Origin of the sequence: Micromonospora sp. A202, assembly GCF_006715105.1 — a bacterium.
Taxonomy (GTDB): Bacteria; Actinomycetota; Actinomycetes; order Mycobacteriales; family Micromonosporaceae; genus Micromonospora; species Micromonospora zamorensis.
Genome location: NZ_VFMP01000001.1, coordinates 4790193 through 4813366 on the forward strand (window position 1 = coordinate 4790193; position 23174 = coordinate 4813366).

25 protein-coding genes are annotated in these 23174 nt (G+C 72.7%); 1 reads left to right on the forward strand and 24 read right to left on the reverse strand.

Annotated features, from left to right (window positions below; all coding sequences use genetic code 11):
* The 6 genes from FBZ33_RS22000 to hisD form a co-directional block, all read right to left on the reverse strand.
* The gene (locus FBZ33_RS22000; RefSeq protein WP_088949356.1) at positions 1-324 is read right to left on the reverse strand and encodes a hypothetical protein; all 324 of its coding nucleotides are present in this window, start codon (positions 322-324) and stop codon (positions 1-3) included.
* A gap of 36 nt (positions 325-360) precedes the next feature.
* The gene (gene hisH, locus FBZ33_RS22005; RefSeq protein WP_141910519.1) at positions 361-993 is read right to left on the reverse strand and encodes an imidazole glycerol phosphate synthase subunit HisH; all 633 of its coding nucleotides are present in this window, start codon (positions 991-993) and stop codon (positions 361-363) included.
* 13 nt (positions 994-1006) lie between these two features.
* Entirely contained in the window at positions 1007-1177 is a 171-nt protein-coding gene (locus tag FBZ33_RS32880) for a hypothetical protein (RefSeq protein ID WP_165435803.1), read from the reverse strand.
* 58 nt (positions 1178-1235) lie between these two features.
* Positions 1236-1847: an imidazoleglycerol-phosphate dehydratase HisB gene (gene hisB / locus FBZ33_RS22010; RefSeq protein ID WP_088949358.1), complete on the reverse strand. Its 612-nt coding sequence runs from the start codon at positions 1845-1847 to the stop codon at positions 1236-1238.
* The gene (locus FBZ33_RS22015; RefSeq protein WP_141910520.1) at positions 1847-2917 is read right to left on the reverse strand and encodes a histidinol-phosphate transaminase; all 1071 of its coding nucleotides are present in this window, start codon (positions 2915-2917) and stop codon (positions 1847-1849) included. Before FBZ33_RS22015 ends, hisB begins: the two co-directional genes overlap by 1 nt.
* A gap of 76 nt (positions 2918-2993) precedes the next feature.
* Complete coding sequence (gene hisD, locus FBZ33_RS22020) at positions 2994-4316, reverse strand: histidinol dehydrogenase (protein ID WP_141910521.1); 1323 nt, start codon at positions 4314-4316, stop codon at positions 2994-2996.
* A gap of 106 nt (positions 4317-4422) precedes the next feature.
* On the opposite strand from hisD, the gene FBZ33_RS22025 reads away from it, so the two are divergent.
* Positions 4423-5130 carry an LON peptidase substrate-binding domain-containing protein gene (locus tag FBZ33_RS22025; RefSeq protein ID WP_088949361.1) on the forward strand — a complete coding sequence of 236 codons (708 nt, stop codon included), beginning with the start codon at positions 4423-4425 and terminating at the stop codon, positions 5128-5130.
* Here the strand turns inward: FBZ33_RS22025 and FBZ33_RS22030 are convergent.
* The 18 genes from FBZ33_RS22030 to FBZ33_RS22115 all read right to left on the reverse strand — a co-directional run bounded on the left by FBZ33_RS22030 (position 5042) and on the right by FBZ33_RS22115 (position 22899).
* Positions 5042-5872: a DUF2567 domain-containing protein gene (locus FBZ33_RS22030; protein ID WP_141910522.1), complete on the reverse strand. Its 831-nt coding sequence runs from the start codon at positions 5870-5872 to the stop codon at positions 5042-5044. The genes FBZ33_RS22025 and FBZ33_RS22030 overlap by 89 nt on opposite strands.
* Positions 5873-5928: 56 nt before the next feature.
* A complete protein-coding gene (locus FBZ33_RS22035; protein ID WP_255509008.1) occupies positions 5929-7656 on the reverse strand; it encodes an AAA family ATPase in 1728 nt (575 codons plus the stop codon).
* 74 nt (positions 7657-7730) lie between these two features.
* Positions 7731-8759, reverse strand: a complete 1029-nt coding sequence (locus tag FBZ33_RS22040) for a hypothetical protein (RefSeq protein ID WP_141910523.1) — start codon at positions 8757-8759, stop codon at positions 7731-7733.
* Positions 8760-8801: 42 nt separating this feature from the next.
* On the reverse strand, positions 8802-9746 hold the full coding sequence (locus FBZ33_RS22045; RefSeq protein WP_088949365.1) for an RluA family pseudouridine synthase: 945 nt from the start codon (positions 9744-9746) through the stop codon (positions 8802-8804).
* The gene (gene lspA / locus FBZ33_RS22050) at positions 9743-10357 is read right to left on the reverse strand and encodes a signal peptidase II (protein WP_088949366.1); all 615 of its coding nucleotides are present in this window, start codon (positions 10355-10357) and stop codon (positions 9743-9745) included. Before lspA ends, FBZ33_RS22045 begins: the two co-directional genes overlap by 4 nt.
* A 64-nt stretch (positions 10358-10421) precedes the next feature.
* Positions 10422-10841, reverse strand: a complete 420-nt coding sequence (locus FBZ33_RS22055; RefSeq protein WP_088949367.1) for a TraR/DksA C4-type zinc finger protein — start codon at positions 10839-10841, stop codon at positions 10422-10424.
* Between the two features lie 228 nt (positions 10842-11069).
* Positions 11070-12569, reverse strand: a complete 1500-nt coding sequence (locus FBZ33_RS22060; protein ID WP_088949368.1) for a potassium/proton antiporter — start codon at positions 12567-12569, stop codon at positions 11070-11072.
* Positions 12570-12591: 22 nt separating this feature from the next.
* The gene (locus FBZ33_RS22065) at positions 12592-12897 is read right to left on the reverse strand and encodes a DUF167 domain-containing protein (protein WP_141910524.1); all 306 of its coding nucleotides are present in this window, start codon (positions 12895-12897) and stop codon (positions 12592-12594) included.
* Positions 12898-12907: 10 nt separating this feature from the next.
* On the reverse strand, positions 12908-13699 hold the full coding sequence (locus FBZ33_RS22070; RefSeq protein WP_141910525.1) for a hypothetical protein: 792 nt from the start codon (positions 13697-13699) through the stop codon (positions 12908-12910).
* A gap of 80 nt (positions 13700-13779) precedes the next feature.
* A complete protein-coding gene (locus FBZ33_RS22075) occupies positions 13780-14592 on the reverse strand; it encodes a DivIVA domain-containing protein (protein WP_088949371.1) in 813 nt (270 codons plus the stop codon).
* A 44-nt stretch (positions 14593-14636) separates the two neighbouring features.
* Complete coding sequence (locus FBZ33_RS22080; RefSeq protein WP_088949372.1) at positions 14637-14942, reverse strand: YggT family protein; 306 nt, start codon at positions 14940-14942, stop codon at positions 14637-14639.
* Between the two features lie 30 nt (positions 14943-14972).
* Positions 14973-15665: a cell division protein SepF gene (locus tag FBZ33_RS22085; RefSeq protein ID WP_141910526.1), complete on the reverse strand. Its 693-nt coding sequence runs from the start codon at positions 15663-15665 to the stop codon at positions 14973-14975.
* 190 nt (positions 15666-15855) lie between these two features.
* Positions 15856-16599, reverse strand: coding sequence for a YggS family pyridoxal phosphate-dependent enzyme (locus tag FBZ33_RS22090; RefSeq protein ID WP_141910527.1), 744 nt, complete (start codon positions 16597-16599; stop codon positions 15856-15858).
* Positions 16600-16608: 9 nt separating this feature from the next.
* On the reverse strand, positions 16609-17724 hold the full coding sequence (gene ftsZ, locus FBZ33_RS22095; RefSeq protein WP_141910528.1) for a cell division protein FtsZ: 1116 nt from the start codon (positions 17722-17724) through the stop codon (positions 16609-16611).
* A gap of 246 nt (positions 17725-17970) precedes the next feature.
* Positions 17971-18789 (reverse strand): cell division protein FtsQ/DivIB, encoded by an 819-nt coding sequence (locus tag FBZ33_RS22100; protein WP_088949376.1) that lies wholly within the window; start codon positions 18787-18789, stop codon positions 17971-17973.
* Complete coding sequence (gene murC, locus FBZ33_RS22105; RefSeq protein WP_141910529.1) at positions 18786-20351, reverse strand: UDP-N-acetylmuramate--L-alanine ligase; 1566 nt, start codon at positions 20349-20351, stop codon at positions 18786-18788. Before murC ends, FBZ33_RS22100 begins: the two co-directional genes overlap by 4 nt.
* On the reverse strand, positions 20348-21454 hold the full coding sequence (gene murG / locus FBZ33_RS22110) for an undecaprenyldiphospho-muramoylpentapeptide beta-N-acetylglucosaminyltransferase (RefSeq protein WP_099856017.1): 1107 nt from the start codon (positions 21452-21454) through the stop codon (positions 20348-20350). The genes murC and murG overlap by 4 nt, the downstream gene beginning before the upstream one ends.
* Positions 21454-22899, reverse strand: a complete 1446-nt coding sequence (locus tag FBZ33_RS22115; RefSeq protein WP_141912868.1) for an FtsW/RodA/SpoVE family cell cycle protein — start codon at positions 22897-22899, stop codon at positions 21454-21456. Before FBZ33_RS22115 ends, murG begins: the two co-directional genes overlap by 1 nt.
* Between the last annotated feature and the right edge of the window lie 275 nt (positions 22900-23174).

Here is a 23174-nt window from a genome sequence, read left to right on the forward strand (position 1 = left end):
TCAGGTACGACGGTCCAGGGCGATCACGACGATCGCCGGCAGTACGAGCAGCAAGAGCACCATCAGCGCGACACGCAGCGCCAGGTTGTCGACGAACGTCCAGATCAGAATCAGCGCGGCACCGGTCAGCAGCACGATCGCGGCCCGCTCACCCCGGCTGTGCCGGGGCAACCGTCCGGAGCGGCCCCGCCGCACCTGCGGCGTCAACCGGCGGACCACCGCGCGACGGCGCTGACGGCGCGCCACCTGCCGCTGCCGGACCGCCCGCTCCCGGGCCTGCTCCGCCTCACGCACCGCCCGACGACGGGCCCGTTCCCGGCTCACCGCGACACCCTCGCGCCGGGCACCGGGCGACGACGGTCAGTCACCGCTGGGCAGCGTGACGAGCCAGTTGCGCAGCAGCGCGGCACCGGTGTCGGCGGACTTCTCCGGGTGGAACTGGGCCGCCGACAGCGGACCACGCTCCACCGCGGCGACGAAATCAGTGTCGTGATGGGCGGTGGTCACCGTGGCACCGGCAGCAGCCAGCGCAGCCGGCTCCCCCATCGCGTACGAGTGGACGAAGTAGAACCGGCTCTGCTCCGACAAGCCGGCGAAGAGCACCGACCCCTCGGGCGCCCGGACCGTGTTCCAACCCATGTGCGGCAACCGGGTGGCGGCCAACCGGGTCACCCCGCCGGGCAGCAACCCGAGCCCCTTGGTCACCACACCGTGCTCCTCGCCGTACTCGAAGAGCACCTGCATGCCCACACAGATGCCGAGCACCGGCCGACCCGCCGCCACCCGCTCCGCGATCACCGGGCCGGCACCGAGGGCCTCGATCCCGGCCATGCACGCCGCGTACGCGCCCACCCCCGGGACCACCAGGCCGTCGGCGGCGGCCGCGGCGGCCAGGTCGTCGGTCACCCGCACGTCAGCGCCGGCGGCGGCCAGCGCCCGCTCCGCCGAGCGCAGGTTGCCCGAGCCGTAGTCGAGCACCACCACATCACTCATGTCGTCACCCCGATCACCCATTCTCCGGCAGCAGCCGCAGAACCCCGGCGACAGTGGCGAGCACCGCGAGCGCCGCGGTGACCAGGACAGCCGCCTTCGGCGCACCCTGCCGGTAGAGCGACCAGGTGCCACCCACCAGCACCCCGGCCAGGATCAGCAACAACGTCGGCAACGCGGCACCCATCAGAGCCACCCTCGAATCGAGACTGCGGGGCTCCGCTGCGCTGCACTCCTCGCGCTCATCAGAGAGCACCCTTCGTGCTGGGAATCGCGCCCGCCGAGCGCGGGTCGATCGCTGTCGCCTCCCGCAGCGCCCGGGAGACCGCCTTGAACTGCGCCTCCACCACGTGGTGCGCGTCCGGGTGACCGCCCGGCCGGGCCGCCCGCAGCACGTCGACGTGCAGCGTGACCCGGGCCGCCTGACCGAAGGACTCCCAGATGTGCCGGGTCATGCTCGTCGCATACACCGGCCCGATGTACGGGGCCAGCGCCGGCTCGTCGTGCACCACGTACGGCCGACCCGAGAGGTCCACCGCGGCCCGGACCAGCACCTCGTCCATCGGCACGGTCGCCGAGCCGTACCGCCGGATGCCAGCCTTGTCGCCCAGCGCCTGGTCGAACGCGGCACCCAGGGCGAGCGCCGTGTCCTCGATCGTGTGGTGCGCGTCGATCTCCAGGTCACCCACGGTGCGCACGGTCAGGTCGAAGCCGCCGTGCCGGGCGATCTGGTGCAGCATGTGGTCGTAGAAGCCGACGCCGGTGCTGATCTCGGCGGCGCCGGTGCCGTCGAGGTCGATCTCGACGAGGACCTTGGTCTCCTTGGTGATCCGCTCCACCCGGGCGGTCCGGCTCATCACACAGTCTCCATTGCAGAAAGGAAGGCGTCGGTCTCGGTCGGGGTGCCCGCGGTCACCCGCAGCCAGCCGGGCAGGCCGACGTCACGGACCAGCACCCCCTGTGCCAGCAGCGCCTTCCAGACGGTGGTCTGGTCCCCGCCCACCTCGAAGAGCACGAAGTTGGCGTCGCTGTCGGCCACCCGCAACCCACGCTCGCGCAGCGTCACCACGATCCGGTCCCGCTGCGCCATGATCGCGCTGACCGTGCCGAGGAGTGCGTCGCGGTGGGTCACCGCCGCCCGTGCGGCGGCCTGGGTCAGTGCGGAGAGATGGTACGGCAAGCGGACGAGCTGCACCGCCTGCACCACCGCCGGGTCGGCGGCCAGGTAGCCCAACCGCCCGCCGGCGAAGCCGAACGCCTTGCTCATCGTGCGGCTCACCACCAGCCGCGGGTGGCCGGGCAGCACCGCGAGGGCGCTGACCGTGCCCGGGCGGGCGAACTCGGCGTACGCCTCGTCCACGACCACCATGCCCGGCGCGACGTCGAGAACCGCGGCGATCACCGCCGGGTCCAGTGCCGTGCCTGTGGGGTTGTTCGGCGAGCAGAGAAAGACCACGTCGGGCCGGTGCTCACGGACCTGGGCGACCGCCTCCTCGGCGGTCAACCCGAAGTCGACGCCGCGCTCGGCGGGCACCCACCGGGTGCCGGTGCCGAGGGCCAGCAGCGGATGCATCGAGTACGCCGGAACGAAGCCGAGCGCGGTGCGCCCCGGCCCACCGAACGCCTGCAAAAGCTGCTGCTGGATCTCGTTGGAGCCGTTGGCCGCCCACACCTGCTCGACGGTGAGCCCGTGCCCGAGATATTCGGCCAGGTCGGCCCGGAGCGCCAGCGCGTCCCGGTCCGGGTAGCGGTTCAACTCGCGCAGCTCGGCCGCGAGCGCCTTGCCGATCGCCTCGACCACCGGCTCCGGCACCGCGTACGAGTTCTCGTTGGTGTTGAGCCGCACCGGCACGTCGAGCTGCGGCGCCCCGTACGGCGAGAGCCCGCGCAGGTCGTCGCGGATCGGCAGCTCATCCAGGCTGCTCATGTCGCCTCCCCGCTTCGCGAGGAGGCGACATGAGGCACCGGGCGACTGAGCCAGCTGGTTCGCTCGCTGCGCTCGCTCATGCCGCTCCAGCCGGGAAACGGGCCTGGACCGCCTGGCCGTGCGCCGGCAGGTCCTCCACGTTGGCCAGGGTCACCACGTGCGGGGCCACCTCACGCAGAGCGGTCTCGGTGTATTCGATCAGGTGCACGCCACGCAGGAACGACTGCACGGACAGGCCCGAGGAGTGCCGGGCGCAGCCGCCGGTGGGCAGCACGTGGTTGGACCCGGCGCAGTAGTCGCCGAGCGACACCGGCGACCAGGCGCCCACGAAGATCGCCCCGGCGTTGCGGACCCGCAGCGCCCACTCTCGGGCGTCGGCCGTCTGGATCTCCAGGTGCTCGGCCGCGTACGCGTCGACCACCCGCAACCCCGCCTCAAGATCGTCGACCAGGACGACGCCGCTCTGCTCACCGGTCAGCGCCGTGGTCACCCGCTCGGTGTGCTTGGTCGCCGGCACCTGCCGGGCCAACTCCCGCTCGACCGACTCGACCAGCGCCAGCGACGGGGTGACCAGCACGCTCGCGGCGAGCGGGTCGTGCTCGGCCTGACTGATCAGGTCGGCGGCCACGTGCGCCGGATCGGCCGTGTCGTCGGCGAGGATGGCGATCTCGGTCGGCCCGGCCTCGGCGTCGATGCCGACCACGCCGCGCAGCAGCCGCTTGGCGGCGGTCACCCAGATGTTGCCGGGGCCGGTGATCAGGTCGACAGGGTCGCACCGCAGCTCACCCAACGGGTCGACCGCCGCGCCGTACGCCAGCATCGCCACCGCCTGGGCCCCGCCCACGGCGTACACCTCGTCGACGCCGAGCAGCGCGCACGCGGCGAGCACCCGGGGGTCGGGCAGACCGCCGTTGTCCTTCTGCGGCGGGCTGACCACCACCAGCGACCGCACGCCGGCCGCCTGCGCGGGCACGACGTTCATCACCACCGTCGACGGGTACATCGCCAGGCCACCGGGCACGTAGAGGCCGACCCTGTCGACCGGCAGCCAGCGCTCGGTGACCGTGCCGCCGGGCACCACCTGCGTGGTGTGGTCGGTGCGCCGCTGGTCGTCGTGGACCCGACGGGCCCGGCTGATCGACTCCAGCAGCGCGGCGCGCACAGCCGGGTCGAGCACCCCCTCGGCCTCGGTGATCGCCTCGACCGGCACCCGCAGCACCTCCGGGGAGATGCCGTCGAATCGCTCGCTGGCCTCCCGGATCGCCGGGTAGCCATGCTCGCGAACCGCCTCCACCAGCGGGCGGATCCGCTCGACGGCAACCGACACGTCGAGCTGGGCACGGGGCAGCAGGCGGCGCGGGTCTCCGAGACCCTTGCGCAGGTCGATCCGATTCAGCACCCTTGCGAGTCTAGGCGGCCGGCCCGGCGTACACCCGAGCCGCCCGTCCGCCGGGACGGTGAGCCGGGCCACGCCCACGCGGGCGAGATTGGTTAGGCTCGACCATGTGACCGCACGGCTGCCGGTGTTTCCGCTCGCAACGGTGCTCTTTCCCGGGTTGGTGCTGCCGCTGCACATCTTCGAGGAGCGCTACCGGGCGCTGGTCCGACACCTCGTCGACCTGCCCGAGGGCGCTCCCCGCGAGTTCGGTGTGGTGGCCATCCAGGCTGGCTGGGAGGTCGCGCCCGCCGGTCCCGGCGCCCGCGCGACGCCCGGCGTCGGCGACGTCACCCTGCACGAGGTGGGCTGCACCGCCGAGCTGCGTCAGGTGACCGAGCTGACCGATGGCGGCTTCGACATCGTCACGGTCGGCCGACGCCGTTTCCGGATCGCCGAGGTCGACGACAGTGCGGCCCCCTATCTGACCGCCGACGTCGAGTGGCTGCCCGACCCGGCCGGGTCGGACGAGGTGGCCGATCTGCTGGCCGCCCGGGTGATCGCGGTGTTCCGGCAGTACCTCGGCCTGATCCGCTCCGACCCGGAGGAGATCTCCGAGCAACTGCCGGAGGATCCGACGGTGCTCTCCCACCTGGTGGCGGCGACCGCGGCGCTCACCGTCGACGACCGGCAGCGCCTGCTGGCGATCGACGACACCGCCGCGCGGCTGCGCGCCGAACTGCGGCTGCTCAACCGCGAGGCGGCTCTGCTGCGCCAGGTGCGGGCGGTTCCGGTGCCGCTGGCGGAGCTGGCGTCGTCCCCACCGACACCCAACTGAGGTCGGCCGGCTCGGGTTCCGGGCGCAGGCCCGGCCACCGCGACCAGCCGGCCAGCAGGGTGTACGTGATCGCGGCCCCGAAGGCCGGCAGCAGCAGGTTGCCGTGCGGCACCGGCAGGACGCCGAGCAGCCAGTCGACCCCGCCGGCCCGCAGGTCCGGGGGCTTGGTGAAGGACTGCCCCGCCGGGGCGGTGTCCAGCAGCCGGTCGAAGGTGGCCAGACCGACCCGCCGCCCCACCTGCCAGGCAACCGGCGCGGCGGCCAACGCGCCGAGAACCGCGGCGAGCAACCCGACCGGACCGCGCCGCCGGCGCAGCACGAACCACAGGGCGAGCGCCACCAGCAGCCCGAAGCCGAGCCCGAGCAGACTGAACCACCCGTCCGCCGCGATCGGCTGCTCCGGCTGCGGGTCGGCGTAGATCGCCCCCTCGGCGGTCTTGAGCACCGGCGTGGCCGGCGCGAGCACGGCCCACAGCAGCCCGAACGGCACGCCCAGCACGGCCAGCGCGAGCACGGCGCCCAGCACCGTCGCCGCGGTGCGTAGCGGACGACGCGGCTCGTCGGAGGTCAACTCGAACCAGCTCCGGGACGCGGTCGAGGGTGCGGCGCCCGGCGGTTCGGCGTACGCCTGCGGTTGGGCAGCGGGCTGCGTCTGCGACGTGGTCGCCCCCGACGGGTCGGGCGAAGCGGCCCGGTCGGGATCGTCGACGGGCCGCTCGGGTTCGGGGTTGTCCGGGCTCACCCGATGATCCTCTCAGGCCCGGTGCAGGGCCGGGGCTCCGGTGGCGGCAGACCAGCTCACCGGGCGAACGGCTCCACCATCATCGCCGCTGCCTGCAACCAGGCCTGTCGGGTCTCCGGCTGGAGTTGGTGGTACTCGATCGACGACCCGGTTTCCAGCGCCGGGTCGTAGGGCACCACGGCCACCCCACGCGTACGGGTGGCGAAGTGCCGCTCCAGGTCGTCCTGCAACGACGAGCGGCCCGGGGTCGGGCAGGAGATGAGGGTGATGGCGTTGTCCGCCAACTCGCCCATGCCCTCCTCGTGCAGCAGGTCGAGCATCCAGTCGGCGCTGAACGCCGCGTCCTCCCGGGGCACGGTGGTCACCACGAGCTGGTCGGCGGCCTGCATCACGGTGCGCCAGTTGGGGCTCTCCACGTTGTTGCCGGTGTCGACGCAGACCACGTCGTGGGTGCGCCGCAGCAGCTCCAGCACACGTCGGACGGTGAACTGGTCCAGTCGTTGGGCGAAGCGCGGGCTCTCCTCACCGGCCAGCACGTCGTACGAGCCGTCGGATGCGTGCCGCAGGTAGTCGTCCAGCCGACCCAGCAGGGTCTCGCCCTCGAGGATCTCGATCTGCGCCAGGTCGGTGATCAGGTGACGGATCGTCCGGGCGTGCCGGGCACTGCCGGCGCGCAGCCCGAGGGTGCCGCGCAGCTCGTTGTCGTCCCAGGCCAGCACGCCCTGCCCGCGCACGCTGCCGACAGTGGCCGCGGCGAGCACTGTGGCGGTGGTCTTGTGCACCCCGCCCTTGGGGTTGGCGAAGGCGAACACCCGGGGCGTGCCCAGGTCACGCCGGAGCACCCCGTTGGCGCGTTCCTGCTCCTGGTCGACGCCCTGCGAGCGCCACTCGACCCGGGCCGGAAAGGCGCGCTCGACGATCGCCGAGCCGACCGACGGGGCGGATGGCGGGGCCACCGGCGCGACGGGTGGCGGGGCCACCGGCGGTGCGACCGGTGCGGCGAGTGGCGGTGCGACCGACGGGGTCGGGGGCGCCGGGTAACCGGTCTCCGGCTGGTAGCCGGTCTCCAGCAGGGCGTACCGGGACTGCACCGGCGGGTCGCCCGGCCGGTAGCCGTTGTCCAGCAACGCGTACCGCGACTGGGCCGGGTCGGGGACGGCCGGCGGTGGCTCGGGCTCGGCCCGGTACGTCGGCTCGGCCCGGTACGTCGGCTCGGCCCGGTATTCCGGCTCAACGCGATAGCCAGGCTCGGCCCGGTACGTCGGCTCGGCCCGATAGCCCGGCTCGGCCCGGTATTCCGGCTCAACGCGATAGCCAGGCTCGGCCCGGTAGGTCGGCTCGGCCCGGTAATCCGGCTCGGCGCGGTACGCCGGCTCGGACCGGTACGCCGGCTCCGACCGGTAGTCCGGCTCAGAGCGGTACACCGACTCGGCCCGATAGTCCGGCTCGGCGCGGTAACCCGGCTCCGCCCGGTAACCCGGGTCGGCCCGGTAGGCGGGGTCGACACGGTAGGTCGCCTCGGCCCGGTAGTCGGGCTCCGCGCCGTACGACAGCTCGGCCGGATGCCCGATGGCGGACGCCCGCCCGGCGTTGCCGTTCGGTGCCGCGCGCCGTGGCAGCGGATCCGGTGACGGGTCGTCGGCATGCCGGTCCGGCTCGGTTTGCTCCGCGCCGCGACCGCCCAGCCGGGCACGGTCCAACAACGCGCGCCACCGCGGCGCTGGTTCGGCCGGCCGGCCCCAGCCGGTCTCACTGCCCTCCACGGCCCGCCCTCCCAGCGCCATCGATCTCCGTCTGACAGGCTACGAACCAAACCCTATTCGGACCACACCTCAGAGCGCACACCAGCCGACGCAGATCACGACGACGCGGGCGTCGGCGGCTCGGCACCGATGCCATCCGGGGAGGTGGTGACGGTCGGCGGGGGTGGCGCGGTCGACGTGGCCGGCGACGGCGCGGGTGACGGAGTCGTGACGACCGGTGCGGGTTCCGACGATTCGCCCATCGACGCCATCGGCGCGGGCGCGGGTGGTGTCGAGGCCGCGTCCCCGTCGGGCGTGGGCGCCGGACTCGGCCCGATGTCGACGGGCGGACGCACCACGTCGCGCTGCTCGGGCAGCGGAGGTGTGAAGACCGTGCGGTCCAGGCGGTACACCTCGGGAGCGGGGTCGACCGCACGTACGTCCGTCCGGGCCGCCACACCGCGCAGCGCCCCCGGCGTCGCTCGCACCACAGCGGCGTAGACGCAGGCGCAGCCGGTCCGGTACGCGGTCGCCTCGGCGGCGGCCACCTCGGCGCCGCTGGCGTAGCGCTCCCGCAACTCCCGCTCATCCGGCCCGTCACCGTCGACGCTGGCGGCCAGCGCCCGGTAGTCGGCGGCTTCGACGTCCTTGCGGGCCGCCACCTGGTCCATCCCGGCCACGACGTCGTCCGGCACCCGCAGCGCGGGAATCTTGACGATCTCGGTCTGCCGCCCGGGTAGCGGCACCCGCCCGAACACGGTGGAGACCCCCACGTCGCCGAGGACCGTCGCCAGACGCTGCGGCGGCAGGTACGCGGCAAGCGTGACCAGCGCGTAGGTCCCGTCCCCCGCGGACTGCGCCGACGCTGGCAGCGCGGCCAGGTCGGCGGCGGCGGACCGCAGGTAGCCGGGGACGGAATCGCCGTCGGTCACACCGACGCGGGTCACCTCACCCACCGTCCGGTCGCCGACCGGAGTGTCGTCGACGGCCCAGACCGCGGTGCCCAGGACCGCCGCCGCAGAGAGCACGGCGGCCCAGGTGAGCACCCCGGACCGCGCCGACCGCTCGCCGAGCCGGGTCACGGCCCGGGTCAGCGGCGGCAGCAGCCGTTGGTCCAGCTGCCGCAGCAGGTTGCCGGCGCGCACGGGCGGGATCCCCTCGTCGGAGCGGTGTCGGGCGGTCGCCGCTCAGTCACGCAGGATCTGAAGCGCACGGTCCAGGTCGTCAGGGTAGTCGCTGACGAACCGGACCTCGTCCCCCGTTCGGGGGTGCAGGAAGCTCAGTTCGCGGGCGTGCAGCCACTGTCGGGCCAGGCCGAGACGGGCCGAGAGGGTGGGGTCGGCACCATAGGTGAGGTCACCCACGCAGGGGTGCCGCAGGGTGGAGAAGTGCACCCGGATCTGGTGGGTCCGGCCGGTCTCCAGTCGAACGTCGACCAGGCTGGCCGCCGGGAACGCCTCAATGGTGTCGTAGTGGGTGATGCTCGGCTTGCCGCCGGACACCACCGCCCAGCGGTAGTCGTGGGTGGGGTGACGGTCGATCGGCGCGTCCACGGTCCCGCGCAGCGGGTCCAGGTGACCCTGCACCACCGCGTGGTAGCCCTTGTCCACCTCGCGGTACTTGAAGGCCCGCTTCAACGCCGTGTACGCCTGCTCGCTCTTGGCGACCGCCATGATCCCGGTGGTGCCCACGTCGAGCCGGTGCACCACGCCCTGTCGCTCGGCGGCGCCGCTGGTGGAGATGCGGTGCCCGATCGCGGCGAGGGCGCCGATCACGGTCGGGCCGGTCCACCCTGGGCTGGGGTGCGCGGCCACGCCCACCGGCTTGTCGACCACCACGATGTCGTCGTCGGCGTAGACCACCCGCAGGCCGGGCACCGCCTGCGGCACCACTGTCGGCGGTGCGACCGGGGCCGGCAGCGTGACGTCCAGCCAGGAGCCGGCCTTGACCTTGTGCGAGTTGGGTCGGGCGGCGCCGTCGACGAGCGCGTCCCCGGCATCCACCAGGGCCGCGGCGGCGGTGCGGGAGAGCCCGAACAGGCGGGACACCGCCTGGTCCAGTCGCATGCCGTCGAGGCCGTCCGGCACCGGGAGGGAACGGTGGTCGCCGCCAGCGGCGAAGGCGGAGGTCATGCCCGCTCCTTCTGGTCGGCGCCCTGGGTGGCGTCCGTTTCGGCCGGGGCGTCGTCGCGTCCGGCCCGCCGGCCGTCCCGCTGGCGGCCGGTCAGTTCCAACAGGACCGCCAGCAGCACACCGCAGACCAGCGAGCTGTCCGCCAGGTTGAACACCGGCCAGACCTGGCCGTACGGGTCGAAGAGGCTGATCATGTCGACCACGTGCCCGTGGAAGGGCGAGGGCGCCCGGAAGATCCGGTCGACGAGGTTGCCCAGCGCACCACCCAGCACCAGGCCCAGGGAGATCGCCCAGGGCAGCGAGCGGAGTCGCAGCGCCATCCAGACGATCCAGCCGACCACACCGATCGTGATCAGCGGGAAGATCCAGGTGTGGTCAGCGCCGATGCTCCAGGCCGCACCGCTGTTGCGGGTCAGGCTCAGGTAGACGAACCCGCCGAGCAGCCGGACCGGCTCCCGGTCGGTCAGCGCGGCCAGCGCGAGGTGCTTCGTGACCAGGTCGGCCAGCAGGGCCACGAGGGCGACTCCGGCAAGGATCGCGACGGCCCGGGGCCGGCGTGTGCCGCCTCCCGGGTCGGTGCGGCCGGGCTCGGCGGACGGTACTGCGGTCATGCGCTCCCCATCGACAGTCTCGGCGGTGATCGCTCACCGTCTCATCGCCGCCGGGGAGCGGACCTCAGCGCCGCTCCTCCAGCTGCTTGCACGTCACACACTGGGTGGCCGACGGGAAGGCGGCGAGGCGCTCGACCGGGATCGGGTTGCCGCACCGCTCGCACCAGCCGTAACCACCCTCGTCGAGGCGCTCCAGAGCGCGCTCGACCTGCGTGATCCGTTCCAGAATGCTGTTGGCGAGAGAGATCTCCTGCTCCCGCTCGAGCGTCTTGGTGCCCGTGTCGGCCTGGTCGTCCCCGGCCGAGTCGGTCAGCCGGTCGCGCTGCAGCTCGGTGATCTCACTCAGCGTCTGATCGTACTCGGCGCGAAGCTCGTCCCGCCGCGCCGCCAGCGCCGCCCGGATCTTCTCGGTCTCCGCCGTGCTCCGGGTGGGCTTGGTCACCGGCTTGCGCCCGGCGGTCCTGGTGTCGGCTGGCTTCGCCATGGGTCGCTCCCTCGGCCGGGGAGCCGCGTGGTCCGCGGCATCCTGGTTCGGGGGGCGCCGACCAAGGCGTCCCCTAATGTACGAAAAGGGGCGCACGGCAATGATGGCCGCGCACTCCGGAGGTTGGCAAGAATACGGAACGTACAGGCGTCCGACAACGTGCCGCACCGTCGCTCCGCTAAACAGCCCCTAGCCCTGCCTAACTGGGGCAAAGGGAACGCTAGCAGATCAATCGACTGCCTCATCCCCGTACTCACCAAACCACCGGGCCAGGCGACCCCGCCGGCTGACCGCCCGCAGCCGGCGCTCCGCGGCGTCCCGCACCCCCGCGGTCGCCACGATCAACAAGCTGTCGCCGGTCTTCAGGCGGGTGTCCGGTGCGGGCACGAAACCCACCCCGTCGCGCAGCACCAGCGTGACCGATGCGCCCAACGGGAGCCGCAGCTCGTCGACGTGCACACCGGCCAGCCGCGAGCCGGGCGGCACCTCCAACTGGAGCAGGTCCGCCCGCATCCGTTCCAGCGGCGCCGTCTCCACATGGATCTCGGCCGCCTCGGCCGGCGCTGTCACCCGCAACCACCGCGCGAACGGCCCGAGCGCCCCGGCCTGCACCAGCGTGAAGATCACCACCAGCACGAAGACCACGTCGAAGAGACGCTCCGCACCGGGCACCCGCTCGGAGAGCGGAATGGTGGCCAGCACGATCGGCACCGCCCCGCGCAGCCCCGCCCAGGACAGGAACGCCTGTTCGCGGAGGCTGACACGGAACGGCAGCGCCGAGACGGCCACCGACAACGGCCGGGCCAGCAGCACCAGGGCCAGTCCCGCGACCACCGCGGGCAGCACCGCCGCGTCCAGCCGACCCGGCGAGGCCAGCAACCCGAGCAGCACGAACAGCCCGATCTGGGCGAGCCACGCGAGCCCGTCCGCGAAACCGAGGATCGCCTGCCGGTGTGACAACCGGGCGTTGCCCAGCAGCACCCCGGCCACGTAGACGGCGAGGAACCCCGAGGCGTGCAGCACCGCCCCGGCGGCGTACGCCAGCACGGTGATGCCCACCGCGGCGATCGGGTAGAGCCCGGCCGAGGGCAACGCGGCCCGGCGCAGCGCCCAGGTGCCGGCGACGCCCGCGCCCACACCCACCGCCGCACCCACACCCAGCTCGTAACAGACCAACCCGACCTCGTACCACCACGGGTGCGCCCAGCCCTCGTGGGACAGCAGCACCACCAGCAGCACCACCGGGGCGTCGTTCATGCCCGACTCGGCCTCCAGCGTCGCCACCAGCCGGGGCGGCAGCCGCAGCCGACGCAGGGTGGCGAAGACAGCCGCCGCGTCGGTGGACGAGAGCACCGCGCCATAGAGCAGCGCCAACCGCCAGTCCAACCCCAACAGCAGGTGTACGGCGACACCGACCACCACGATGCTGACGATCACGCCGACCGTCGAGAGCGCGGAGGCCAGCCCGAGCACCGGACGCAGGGTGGTCCACCGGGCGGTGAGGCCGCCCTCCGCGATGATCACGATGAGGGCGCAGAAGCCGAGGGCCCGGGTCAGCTCGACGTCCTCGAAGCCGATGCCCAGCCCGCCCTCGCCGATCGCCACGCCCAGCGCCAGGTAGACGAGGAGGCTGGGCACGCCGAGCCGGGTGGAGAGCCGCACCGCACCGACGGCGACCAGCAGCACGGCCGCACCGAGCAGCAGCGCGATGTCCAATCCGGGCGTCACCGCAGCCTGGCCTGGGCGTTCCTCACTCGGCGGATCCGTCGCGCAGTCGGCGCAGCAGCTCGGACAGCTCCGGGCCGGGCCGATCGACGAGGAAGAGTTTGTCGCGGCTGGCCGCGCCGACCCGCAGTGACACCGCGGCCGGCCGGAGGCCCAGGGCGGCGGCCAACGCCTTGCGGGCCGCCTCGGTCGCCCGACCGTCGACTGCCGGGTCGTGCACCGCGATCACGAGGGCGGGCCCGTGTGGACCATCGAAGCGGCCACCCACCCGTGTACGGGAGGCGCCCGGCTTCACCCGTACCGCCACGGTGAGCGTCTCCTGCGCGTGCACCGGCGCCGCTTCAGATCGGCCGGGCGTCGGCGAGCAGGGCGGTGGCTGGCGCACAGTGCGCGCAGGGCGTGAAACCGAGCTCGACGGCCTCGGCGACCGGCAGCACCTCGGGCGCCCGGCCAACGAGGTGCGGGCAGCTGGCGAGGTGGTAGCGGGGGTGACCGTCGACCACCTGGACGGAATCGGGAAGGCGCGCCACCCGGGCCGCCTCGGCGGGAGTGACCGGCTGCTCGGCCGGCTCGTCGGCCGTCGGGGCACCGTCGAGGAAGGCGTCATCGGTTGACGCCGCGAACGGCGACGCCGGGCTGACGGGCCGGGCGGGAGCGGGCACGTCGTCGGCCGGGGTCACGAACGGCGAGCCCGGATCGAACTGCGGCACATCGTCGAGCGGCGGCACATCGTCGACGCGCGGATCGAACTGCGGCGCATCATCGACGCGCCTGTCGAACGGCGGCGCATGGTCGGCCGGCGGCTCGGGTGGTTGCCGCCACCCGGTGCCGCCGGTACCAACCGTCGTGGGCACGTGCTGAACCGGCACCTCCGGCTCGACCAGCGGCGGCCCGTACGCGACACCCGTGGCCTGGCGGGCCGTGCGGGGTGCGTCGGGGGGTCGCCGGCCGGGCCGACCGGGATCCGCCATAGCGCGGTTGGCGGCTGCCTGGCGGGCGCCCACCACCAACGCCACGGCGGCCAGCAGACTGGCCGCGATGGAGATGATCAACATAAAGCTGGAGCCACTGGCCAGACCGAGCACCAGTAGGACCACCGCGACGAGGATGAGCAGAAGACTTGCGACTATCACGGCTCACCCCCGCCGCGTCGTACCGTCCAGGCTGGGCCGGCGATCGTCACCATTGGCGGGAAACGATCGCCGGCCGGTGCTCAGCGTCCGGCTTCGAGGGCGCCGGAGCGCCCGCCGCCGCCGTACGAACCGGCGAGGCCCGCAGCGGCCAGCCCGTTGCCGCCGGCGACCCGGCCTGCCTCGGAGCGGGTCATCTCGGCTTCGAGGCCCTGGCCGCGACCGTCGAGGTCACGCAGCTGGCTCTCCAGGTAGGCCTTGAGCCGGGTGCGGTACTCGCGCTCGAACTGCTTGAGCTCCTCGATGTGCTTCTGCAGCGCCGTGCGCTTGGCGTCCAGGCCGCCCATGGCCTCCTGGTGCCGCTGGCGGGCGTCCCGCTCAAGGGCGTCAGCCTTGGCGCGCGCCTCCCGGGTCACCTCCTCGGCCTTGCCACGGGCCTCGGACAGCAGCTGGTCGGCCTCGCGACGAGCGTCGGACACGTGGTCGTCGGCGGTGCGCTGGGCCATCATCAGCACGCGCAGGGCCTGCTGCTCACCGTCACCGGTGACGCCGCCGCCGGCCGGGCCGCCGGTCGCGCGGACCTGCTCGAGCTCGGCCTGCATCGCGCGGGCGGCCTGCTCGGCCGCCGACTTGTCGCGCTGCACCCGGTCCAGCTGGGCCTTGACGTCGTTGAGCTCCGCCGCCAGTCGGGCGTCGCCGCCGGGGCCGGCGGGGGCACCGCCACGGCCGCCGCGCTCCACCTGGGCGCGCAGCTCGTTGTTTTCCTCGATGAGACGGGCGAGCTCGCGCTCGACCTCGTCAAGGAAGGCGTCGACCTCCTCCTCGTCATACCCCCGCTTGCCGATCGGCGGCTTTTTGAAGGCGACGTTGTGGACGTCGGCCGGGGTCAGCGGCATCGAAACTCCTCGGGTCAGTTGCGGCCGCGAAAGCGCGTCGGTCATCAGGCAGATGCCCTGATCGACGGCCCTAACACGAACTCCATCAGCACGAACAGGATAACCAGGAGCACAAGGGAGGCCAGGTCGATGCTCACGGTACCAATTCGCAGCGGAGGGATCACACGCCTCAACGCGTTGAGAGGGGGATCAGTGACGCTCCACACGGATTCCAATCCTGCCGATGCTCCACGCCCCGGTTGCCAGCGACGGCCGTACTGCAGGACGGCGCTCAACACGAACCGGGACAAGAGGAGGAGCAGGAAGACATAAAGGACCAGGTACAACACTTGCAGTAAGATCGACAACACGGTCAGCGACGTCCCTCGGGTCGGGCGGGGTCAACTCAGACTGAAAAAACCGCCCTCAGCGATCTTGGCCTTGTCCTCAGCGGTGACCTGGACATTAGCCGGTGAGAGCAGGAACACCCGATTGGTCACGCGCTCGATCGTACCGCGCAGGCCGAACGCCAGACCGGCGGCGAAGTCCACCAGACGGCGGGCATCGGCCTCATCCATCTCGGTGAGATTGATGATCACCGGAACCCCGTCGCGGAAGTGCTCACCGATCGTGCGCGCCTCGCGGTAGGTGGTCGGGTGCAGCGTGGTGATCTGGTAGCGCTGCTCCTCCTCGGGCAACGCCCGCTCACGCGACGCGACCTGCGGCGCGAGCGCCAGATTGTCGCGGGTGTGGTAGGTCAGCGCGCCGGAGGTCTCACCAGCCGACGACCGGGTGATCGACCGTACGCTGGCACGCTCGACCCGCTCCGGACGCTCGTTGTCACCACGCTCGGACTCGCTCAACCGCCCGCTCGCCCGCTCGGAGAGTCGACCCCGCTCACTGACCCGCGGCCGGGGAGCCGGTGGCTCCTCGGTGTCGTCCTCGTCCTCGTCGGCGAACTCCTCGGCGTACCGGCTCTGCCGGTAACGCGAGTCGCGGTAACCACCCTTGTCGTAGCCACCGTCGTCGTAGGCCCGCTCGTCGTCTTCTTCGACCAGACCGAGCCAGACCCCCGCCTTGCGCAGTGCACCCATCCCGCGCCCTTCCGTCCGCCGTGCGGCACGCGCCCCCGTGCCATGTCGCCCGTCGCGAATGGACAACAATGCCCATCGGACCGGGGCGGCAATCCCCTGGCGCGCGATTCGCGTCGCGCGCCACGACCCCCGACTAGGGGACGCCACCCCTGAAACAACACTGATGTAATTTGCATGTCTCGCGGTCAGGCTACCGCAGCGTGGGACGCATTCCGAGCAACGCGCTGCCGACGCGGACATGTGTCGCGCCGTATCGGATCGCGATGTCGAAATCTCCGCTCATTCCCGCGGACAGCTCGGTCGCTCCCGGATGGACCGTTCGAAACCCGCCGGCAACCTCCGCGAGTTGAGCGAAGGCCCGGTCCGGCTCCCAACCCAGCGGAGCCACCGCCATGAGACCGACCAGATGCAGCCCGGGCGCGTCGGCCACCGCCTCGGCCACCGGTTCGAGCCCGGCGCCCGGATCGGCCGAACCAGGCAGTGCGCCACCCCGGGCCGCGTCGCCGTCGATGCTCACCTGGACCATGACGTCCAGCGGCACCTCCCTGTCGGCGGCGGCGTTGGCCAACGCCCGGGCCAGCCGGACACTGTCGACGGACTGCACCACGTCGGCGTACCGGACCACCGAGCGGGCCTTGTTGCGCTGGAGTTGACCGATGAAGTGCCAGCGGGGGCGCACCCCGGCCGCGGCCACCTCGGCGGCCTTACCGGCTGCCTCCTGGTCGCGGTTCTCCCCCATGTCGGTGACGCCGAGCCCGGCCAGCGCCAACACGTCGCTGGCCGGGTAGGTCTTCGTCACCGCGATCATCGTGACGTCGGCGGGGTCCCGGCCGGCCTGCACGCAGGCGTCGGCGATCCGGGACCGGACCTGAGCCAGACCGGCCGCGATCTCGGCGTGCCGGTCCGGCCCTACCGTGGCTGAGCTGTCGGTCATCGGCGGTGCTCAGGACCCGTTCTTGAGGAAATCGGGAACGTCCACGTCGTCGAAGAGCACTCGGCGCGGCGACTGGGCCGGAGCCGTGTTGGTCGCCGGCGCCGGCACCGGGGTGCTCTGCGCCGCCGGCTGGTTGGTGTTGGTCTTGCGGGTGGGCTCGGCCGCCTTGTACGCGGGCGTGCCACCGTCGAAGCCCGCCGCGATGACCGTCACCCGCACCTCGTCACCGAGCGCGTCGTCGATGACCGCGCCGAAGATGATGTTGGCGTCCGGGTGGGCGGCGTCGGTGACCAGCTGGGCCGCGTCGTTGATCTCGAACAGGCCCAGGTCGGAACCGCCGGCGATGGAGAGCAGCACGCCGCGGGCGCCGTCCATGCTCTGCTCCAGCAGCGGGCTGGAGATGGCCGCCTCGGCCGCCTCGACCGCGCGGTTCTCGCCGCGGGCGCTGCCGATGCCCATCAACGCGCTGCCGGCGCCGCTCATCACGCTCTTGACGTCGGCGAAGTCCAGGTTGATCAGACCCGGGGTCGTGATCAGGTCGGTGATGCCCTGTACACCGGAGAGCAGCACCTGGTCGGCCGTGCGGAAGGCGTCCATCATGCTGATGTTGCGGTCACCCAGGGCCAGCAGCCGGTCGTTCGGGATCACGATCAGCGTGTCGCACTGGTTGCGGAGTTCGTCTATTCCGGTTTCGGCCTGCACCTGACGGCGCTTGCCCTCGAAGGAGAACGGCCGGGTCACCACGCCGATGGTCAGCGCACCGAGCTTGCGGGCGATGTTGGCCACCACGGGCGCGCCACCGGTGCCGGTGCCGCCGCCCTCACCGCAGGTCACGAAGACCATGTCGGCGCCCTTGAGCACCTCCTCGATCTCGTCGCGGTGGTCCTCGGCGGCGTTCTTGCCGACGTCCGGGTTGGCCCCGGCCCCCAGGCCACGGGTCAGCTCCCGGCCGACGTCGAGCTTGACGTCGGCGTCACTCATCAGCAGCGCCTGGGCATCGGTGTTGATCGCGATGAACTCGACGCCCTTGAGCCCAACCTCGATCATCCGGTTGACGGCGTTGACGCCGCCTCCCCCGATGCCGACGACCTTGATGACCGCCAGGTAGTTGTGCGGAGGTGTCATCTCCGGTCCTTTCCTTCGAGATTGGCTTCGGCCGACCGGGTACGGCGTGGCCAGACCAGCGGCCGACGACAGCTGTCACCAGCGAGAGTCAGGAGTGAACCCTCACCCTCTACTAGAGGCTTACAGTTATGTCAACCACTGAACCTCTTCGGGGCAACGTAAGCGCCACCACGCGATGAGCCAAGGACCCGCCCGGCGTGTCGCCGGCCGGAGCGCGACAGGTCACGCCTTGACGCGCTCGCCGGGTCAGCGGAAGGTCACCACGTCCGGGGCACTCACGTCGATCCGATCGGTGTCCTCGTCGAGCAGCGCGGTGGCCACCCGGGCCTTGTCCGCGCCCCGGGTCGCGTCGCCCCAGACCACCGTCCGGTCTCCGCGCAGCCGCAGGGTGATCCGGGCCAACCCCTCCACGCTCACGTCCACCACCTCGGCGCGCAACTGCGGGGTCAGGGCGACGAGCACCTCCAGCCCGGCCCGGGTGCCCGGGTCGTCGGCGGCCGGTCGGGCCACCGTCACCTGCGGCATCCCGGCGGGGCGTTGGTCCACTGTCCGGAACGCCACCCCACTGCGGTCGATCAGGGCGTACGCCTCCCCCTGCGGCACCGCCGCCACCGGAGTCCGCTCGGTCACCCGCACCACCAGCGTGCCGGGCCAGTCGCGGGACACGGTGGCCCGCTCCACCGGCGCCAGCGCGCCCACGCGGCGGGCGGCGGCCGCCAGGTCCACCCGGGCCAGCGGCACCCCGTCCGGTACGGCGACCGCGTCGTGCACCTGCACCGGGGTGACCAGGTCGGCTCCCTCCACGCGCACCTCCCGCACACCGAACAGCCCGGTGCCCAGCACCGTCCAGGCGACCAGCCCGGCCAGCGCGAGCACCCCGGCGGCCACCGCCCAGGGCAGCGCCGCGCGCATGCGACGCTGCCGGGCACGGGCCATGAACCGGCGGGTCGAGGGCGGTACCGCGTCGCGGCTCGCCCGGACCAGCTGCCAACGCCGCGCCGGACCGCGACGCGGGGCGCCGCCGTCGGCGGCGCGGGTCCGCCCTCGGGCCGGGCCGGGACTCATCCGGCCGTGGGCGCCGTGCCGCCGGGCGCGACGGTGCCACCGAGGGCCGCTCCGTCGCCCCCGGCCGTGGCGCCACCCGGCACCGGATCACCGATCACCGGGGCGGTGGCCACCGGGTCGACGGTCGCGGTCGGCGCGGAGCCGTTCGCACGCGCCCCCAGGGCGGCGAGCAGCTCGTCACCCATCAGCGAGATCGGCGGGGCGCCCATGGTCACCACGACGTCCCCCGGGCGGGCCCTGCGGGCCACCTCGACCGGCGCCGCCTCCCACGAGTCGACGAAGACCTTGCGGTCGGCGGGCAGCCCCACCGCCGCGATCAGCGCCGCCGAGCCCTCGCCGGGCTGGCGCAGCTCGCCCGGCCCGAAGACCTCCAACAGCACCACCTCGTCGGCGATGGCCAGCGCCTCGGCGATCTCCGCCTGGTTGTCGCGGGTGCGGTACAGCCGGTAGGGCTGGAAGACGACGATCAGCCGCCCGTCGCCGGCCACCTCGCGCAGCGTCTGCATGGCGAGGGTCATCGAGGTCGGGTGGTAGGCGTACTCGTCGTAGACCAGCACGCCGTCCGCGACGCCCTTGCGCTCGAAGCGCCGCCGCACTCCCGGGAAGACCGCCAGCGCGGCCTCGGCCGCCTCCAGCGGCAGTTTCAGCAGGTACGCGGCCAGCACCGCGGAGGCGCTGTTCAGCCCCATGTGCCGTCCCGGCACCGGCAGCCGGAACTCGCCCAGTGACCGGCCGTCGATCGCGGCCAGGTAGCGCACCCCACGCGCCGAGGAGACGATCTCGGTCAGCCGCAGGTCGGCGTCGGCCGCCTCGCCGTAGGTGAACACCTGCCGGCCCTCGGCGCGCAGGCTCTCGGCCAGCCGCCGACCGCCCGGGTCGTCGGCGCAGGTGATGATGAACCCGTCCGGGTCGGTGAGGCGGGCGAACTCCACGAACGCCGCCTCCAGCGTCGCGTAGTCGCCGTAGGTGTTGAGGTGGTCCGCCTCGACGTTCGTGATGATCGAGACGTACGGGCGGTAGATGAGGAACGAGCGGTCACTCTCGTCCGCCTCGACCACGAAGTGCTCGCCGGTGCCGTGGTGGGCGCCCGAGCCGACCTCGGAGATCTCGCCGCCGATCACGAAGGACGGGTCCACACCGGCCTGCTGGAGCACCATCGTCACCATCGAGGTGGTGGTGGTCTTGCCGTGCGTGCCGGCAACCGCCACCGCCCGGCGGCCGGTCATCGCCGCGGCGAGGGCCTCCGACCGGTGCAGCACCCGCAGCCCGCGCCGACGCGCCTCGACCAGCTCGAGGTGGTCGGAGGGGATGGCCGACGAGTAGACGACGGTGTCCACCCCGTCGAGGTTGGTCGCCTCGTGGCTGAGGTAGATGGTGCCGCCGAGCGCCCGCAGGCCCGCCAGCGACGGCCACTCCCGCAGGTCGCTGCCGGAGACCCGGATGCCCCGGGTGAGCAGCAGCCGGGCCACGCCGAGCATGCCCACCCCGCCCACCCCGATCAGGTGGACGGCGCCCAGGTCCTCCGCGGTGAGCGTGCCGGCCGGGGTGAACTGCGCGGTCATCGGGCCACCGCCTGGATGACGAAGGAACGCAGGGCCTCGTCACCGTCGCGTCGGCCGTACGCCCCCGCGGCCGCGCCCATCGCGTACAACCGCTGCGGGTCGCGGATCAGGGGGATGACGGTGCGCTCCAGCCAGGCCGGGGTGAGTTCCGCGTCGTCGACCAGGAGCCCGCCTCCGGCCTCCACCACGGGCAGCGCGTTGCGCCGCTGCTCCTGGTTGCTGTGTGGGTACGGCACGTAGATCGTCGGCAGCCCGATCGCGGCAACCTCGGCGACCGTCATCGCCCCGCCCCGGGCCAGCATCAGGTCGGCGGCTGCGTAGCCCAGCTCCATCTCGGACAGGTACGGCAGCGTCACGTACGGCACCGGCAGGTCGGTGGGGATCGGCACCGGTTCGTTGCGGGCGCCCATCACGTGCAGCACCTGCACGCCGTTGCGGGCCAGCTCCTTGGCCGCCCCGGAGACCGCCAGGTTGATCGACCGGGCGCCGGACGAGCCGCCGGAGACGAAGAGCACCGGCAGGTCCGGGCGGAGCCCGAAGTGGGCGCGGGCGGCGTCGCGAAGCGCGTACCGGTCCAGTGCGGCGATGGTGCGGCGCAGCGGCACCCCGACCACTGTGGCGTCGCGCAGCGACTCGGCCTGGCTCGGCTGGTGCGGGAAGCCGACGGCGACGTTCTTGGTGAACTTCATGCCCAGCTTGTTGGCCACACCCGGTGGCACGTTCACCTCATGGATCACCATGGGCATCTCGCGACGCCAGGCGGCCAGGTAGGCCGGCACCGAGACGTAGCCGCCGAAGCCGACGACCACGTCGGCCTGCACCTCGTCGATCACCTTGCCCGCGGCGCGCGCCGCGGTCCACATCCGGCCCGGGGTACGGACCAGGTTCATGTTGACCGACCGGGGCAGTTGGTACGCCGGGATCTGCCGCAGGTCGTAGCCCTGCGGCGGGATCAGGTCGTTCTCCATGCCGCGTGGTGTGCCGAGGCAGGTGATCCGGACGCCCGGGTCGTGTCGGCGCAGGCAGTCGGCGAAGGCGAGCAGCGGGTAGACGTGCCCCCCGGTGCCACCTCCCGCGAGCACCACCGAACGCAGCGGACCCATCAGCGTCTCCTTTCGCTCGCCGTACCCCCGCGGTTGCGGTCCTGGCGGACCCCGCGCGGCGCGGCCTGGTCGTCATGGCGCCGCTCGCGGGACCGGGGTACGGACCCTCGGCCAGCGGGCGGCGTCGCCGGTCGGCGACGCCGTCCGGGAAGCGGCGGCAACGGGGCCCAGAGTAGTCGGACCCACCGGGCCGGCGGACGGGCATGCAGTGCTCGGGCCGCATCGGGTTCGGCGCGGGCGAAGGACGCCAGCATGCCGATGCCCGCCAACGTCACCACCAGGGCACTTCCGCCGTCGGAGATGAACGGCAGCGGCAGACCGGTGATCGGCAGCAGCCCGACCACCCCACCGATGTTGATCACGGCCTGGCTCACCAGCCAGGTGGTCACGGCGGCGGCGGCGAAGCGGCGGAACGGGTCGTCGACCCGGCGGGCGATCCGCAACCCGGTGTACGCGAGGACCGCGAACAGGGCGAGCACCACCGCGCAGCCGATCACGCCCAACTCCTCGGCGATGATCGCGAAGATGAAGTCGTTGTGCGCCTCGGGCAGCCAGTCCCACTTCAGGCTGCCCTTGCCCAGCCCGACACCGAACCAGCCGCCGTGCTCGATGGCCAGTCGACCCTGGTAGAACTGGAGGCAGTCGCCGAGCTTGCAGGTCTCCGGGTCCGGCGGGTTGAAGAACATGGCCAGCCGGGCGAAGCGGTAGTTGTCCTCGCCCTTCTCGCCGGAGCCGGCGCCCAGCGAGGCCACCGCGATGAGCAGGCCGACGCCGAGCAGGCCGACCACGGTCAGCGCGCCGAAGACCCGCATGCGGACGCCGGCGGCCCAGAGCAGACCCACCACCAGGGCGAGCAGGCAGAGCATCGTGCCCACGTCGTTGTAGCCGACCAGGACGAAGAGCAGGCCCATCACCGGGAAGAGCGGGGTGGCCAGCTCCCGCCACCAGCCCAACGCTGCGCCCTTGCGGGCGATCAGGTGCGCGCCCCACAACACCAGCGCGAACTTGGCCAGCTCGGAGGGCTGGACCTGGATTCCGCCGATGAACAGCCAGAGCAGCCGCGCCTCGATCGGGCCGATCCGGGCCGAGTCCTGCTTGGTGAGCCGGGCGTACGCGAGCAGCAGGTTGAGCACCAGCAGCAGCCCGATCGAGGTGAACAGCAGTGGTCGGCCCAGCGAGCGGTACGTGCTGGCGGGCAGGCGCTGGCAGACCCAGAACGCCCCGATGCCGATCACCGCGAAGATCGCCTGCTTGGTCACCGAGGCCGAGGCGTTGCCGTCCTCGGCGTAGTCCTTCACGCTGGTCGCCGAGAAGACCATGGTCAGCCCGATCAGCAGCAGCAGGCCGGCGCTGGACAGCAGCAGGTAGTAGGAGGCCAGCGGTCGTGCCAGCAGACCGCGCAGGGCGGCGAGCCCGCCGGCCCCGTCCAACCCGCGCAGTGGCACGGGTGGTGGCGGGTCCGCTGCCCGCGGTGCCGCACCCGGTTCCGCGCCGCGCGCGTCGTCGGGCGGCGCGCCCGCCGCAGCGGTACGCGTCGCGCCCGGTGACCGTCGCGGCCGACCGGCTGTCCTGTCGTCGGTGCCTGAGTCCTCCCCCACCCCGACATCATCACCGCTGGACGCGCCGGGCACGCCCACAACGACGCACCGGGCGTGTCGAACTCCCGCGCCGGCCGTTCACGCACCAACCGCCCGGACGGAACCCGCGCGGGGCGGGCCGT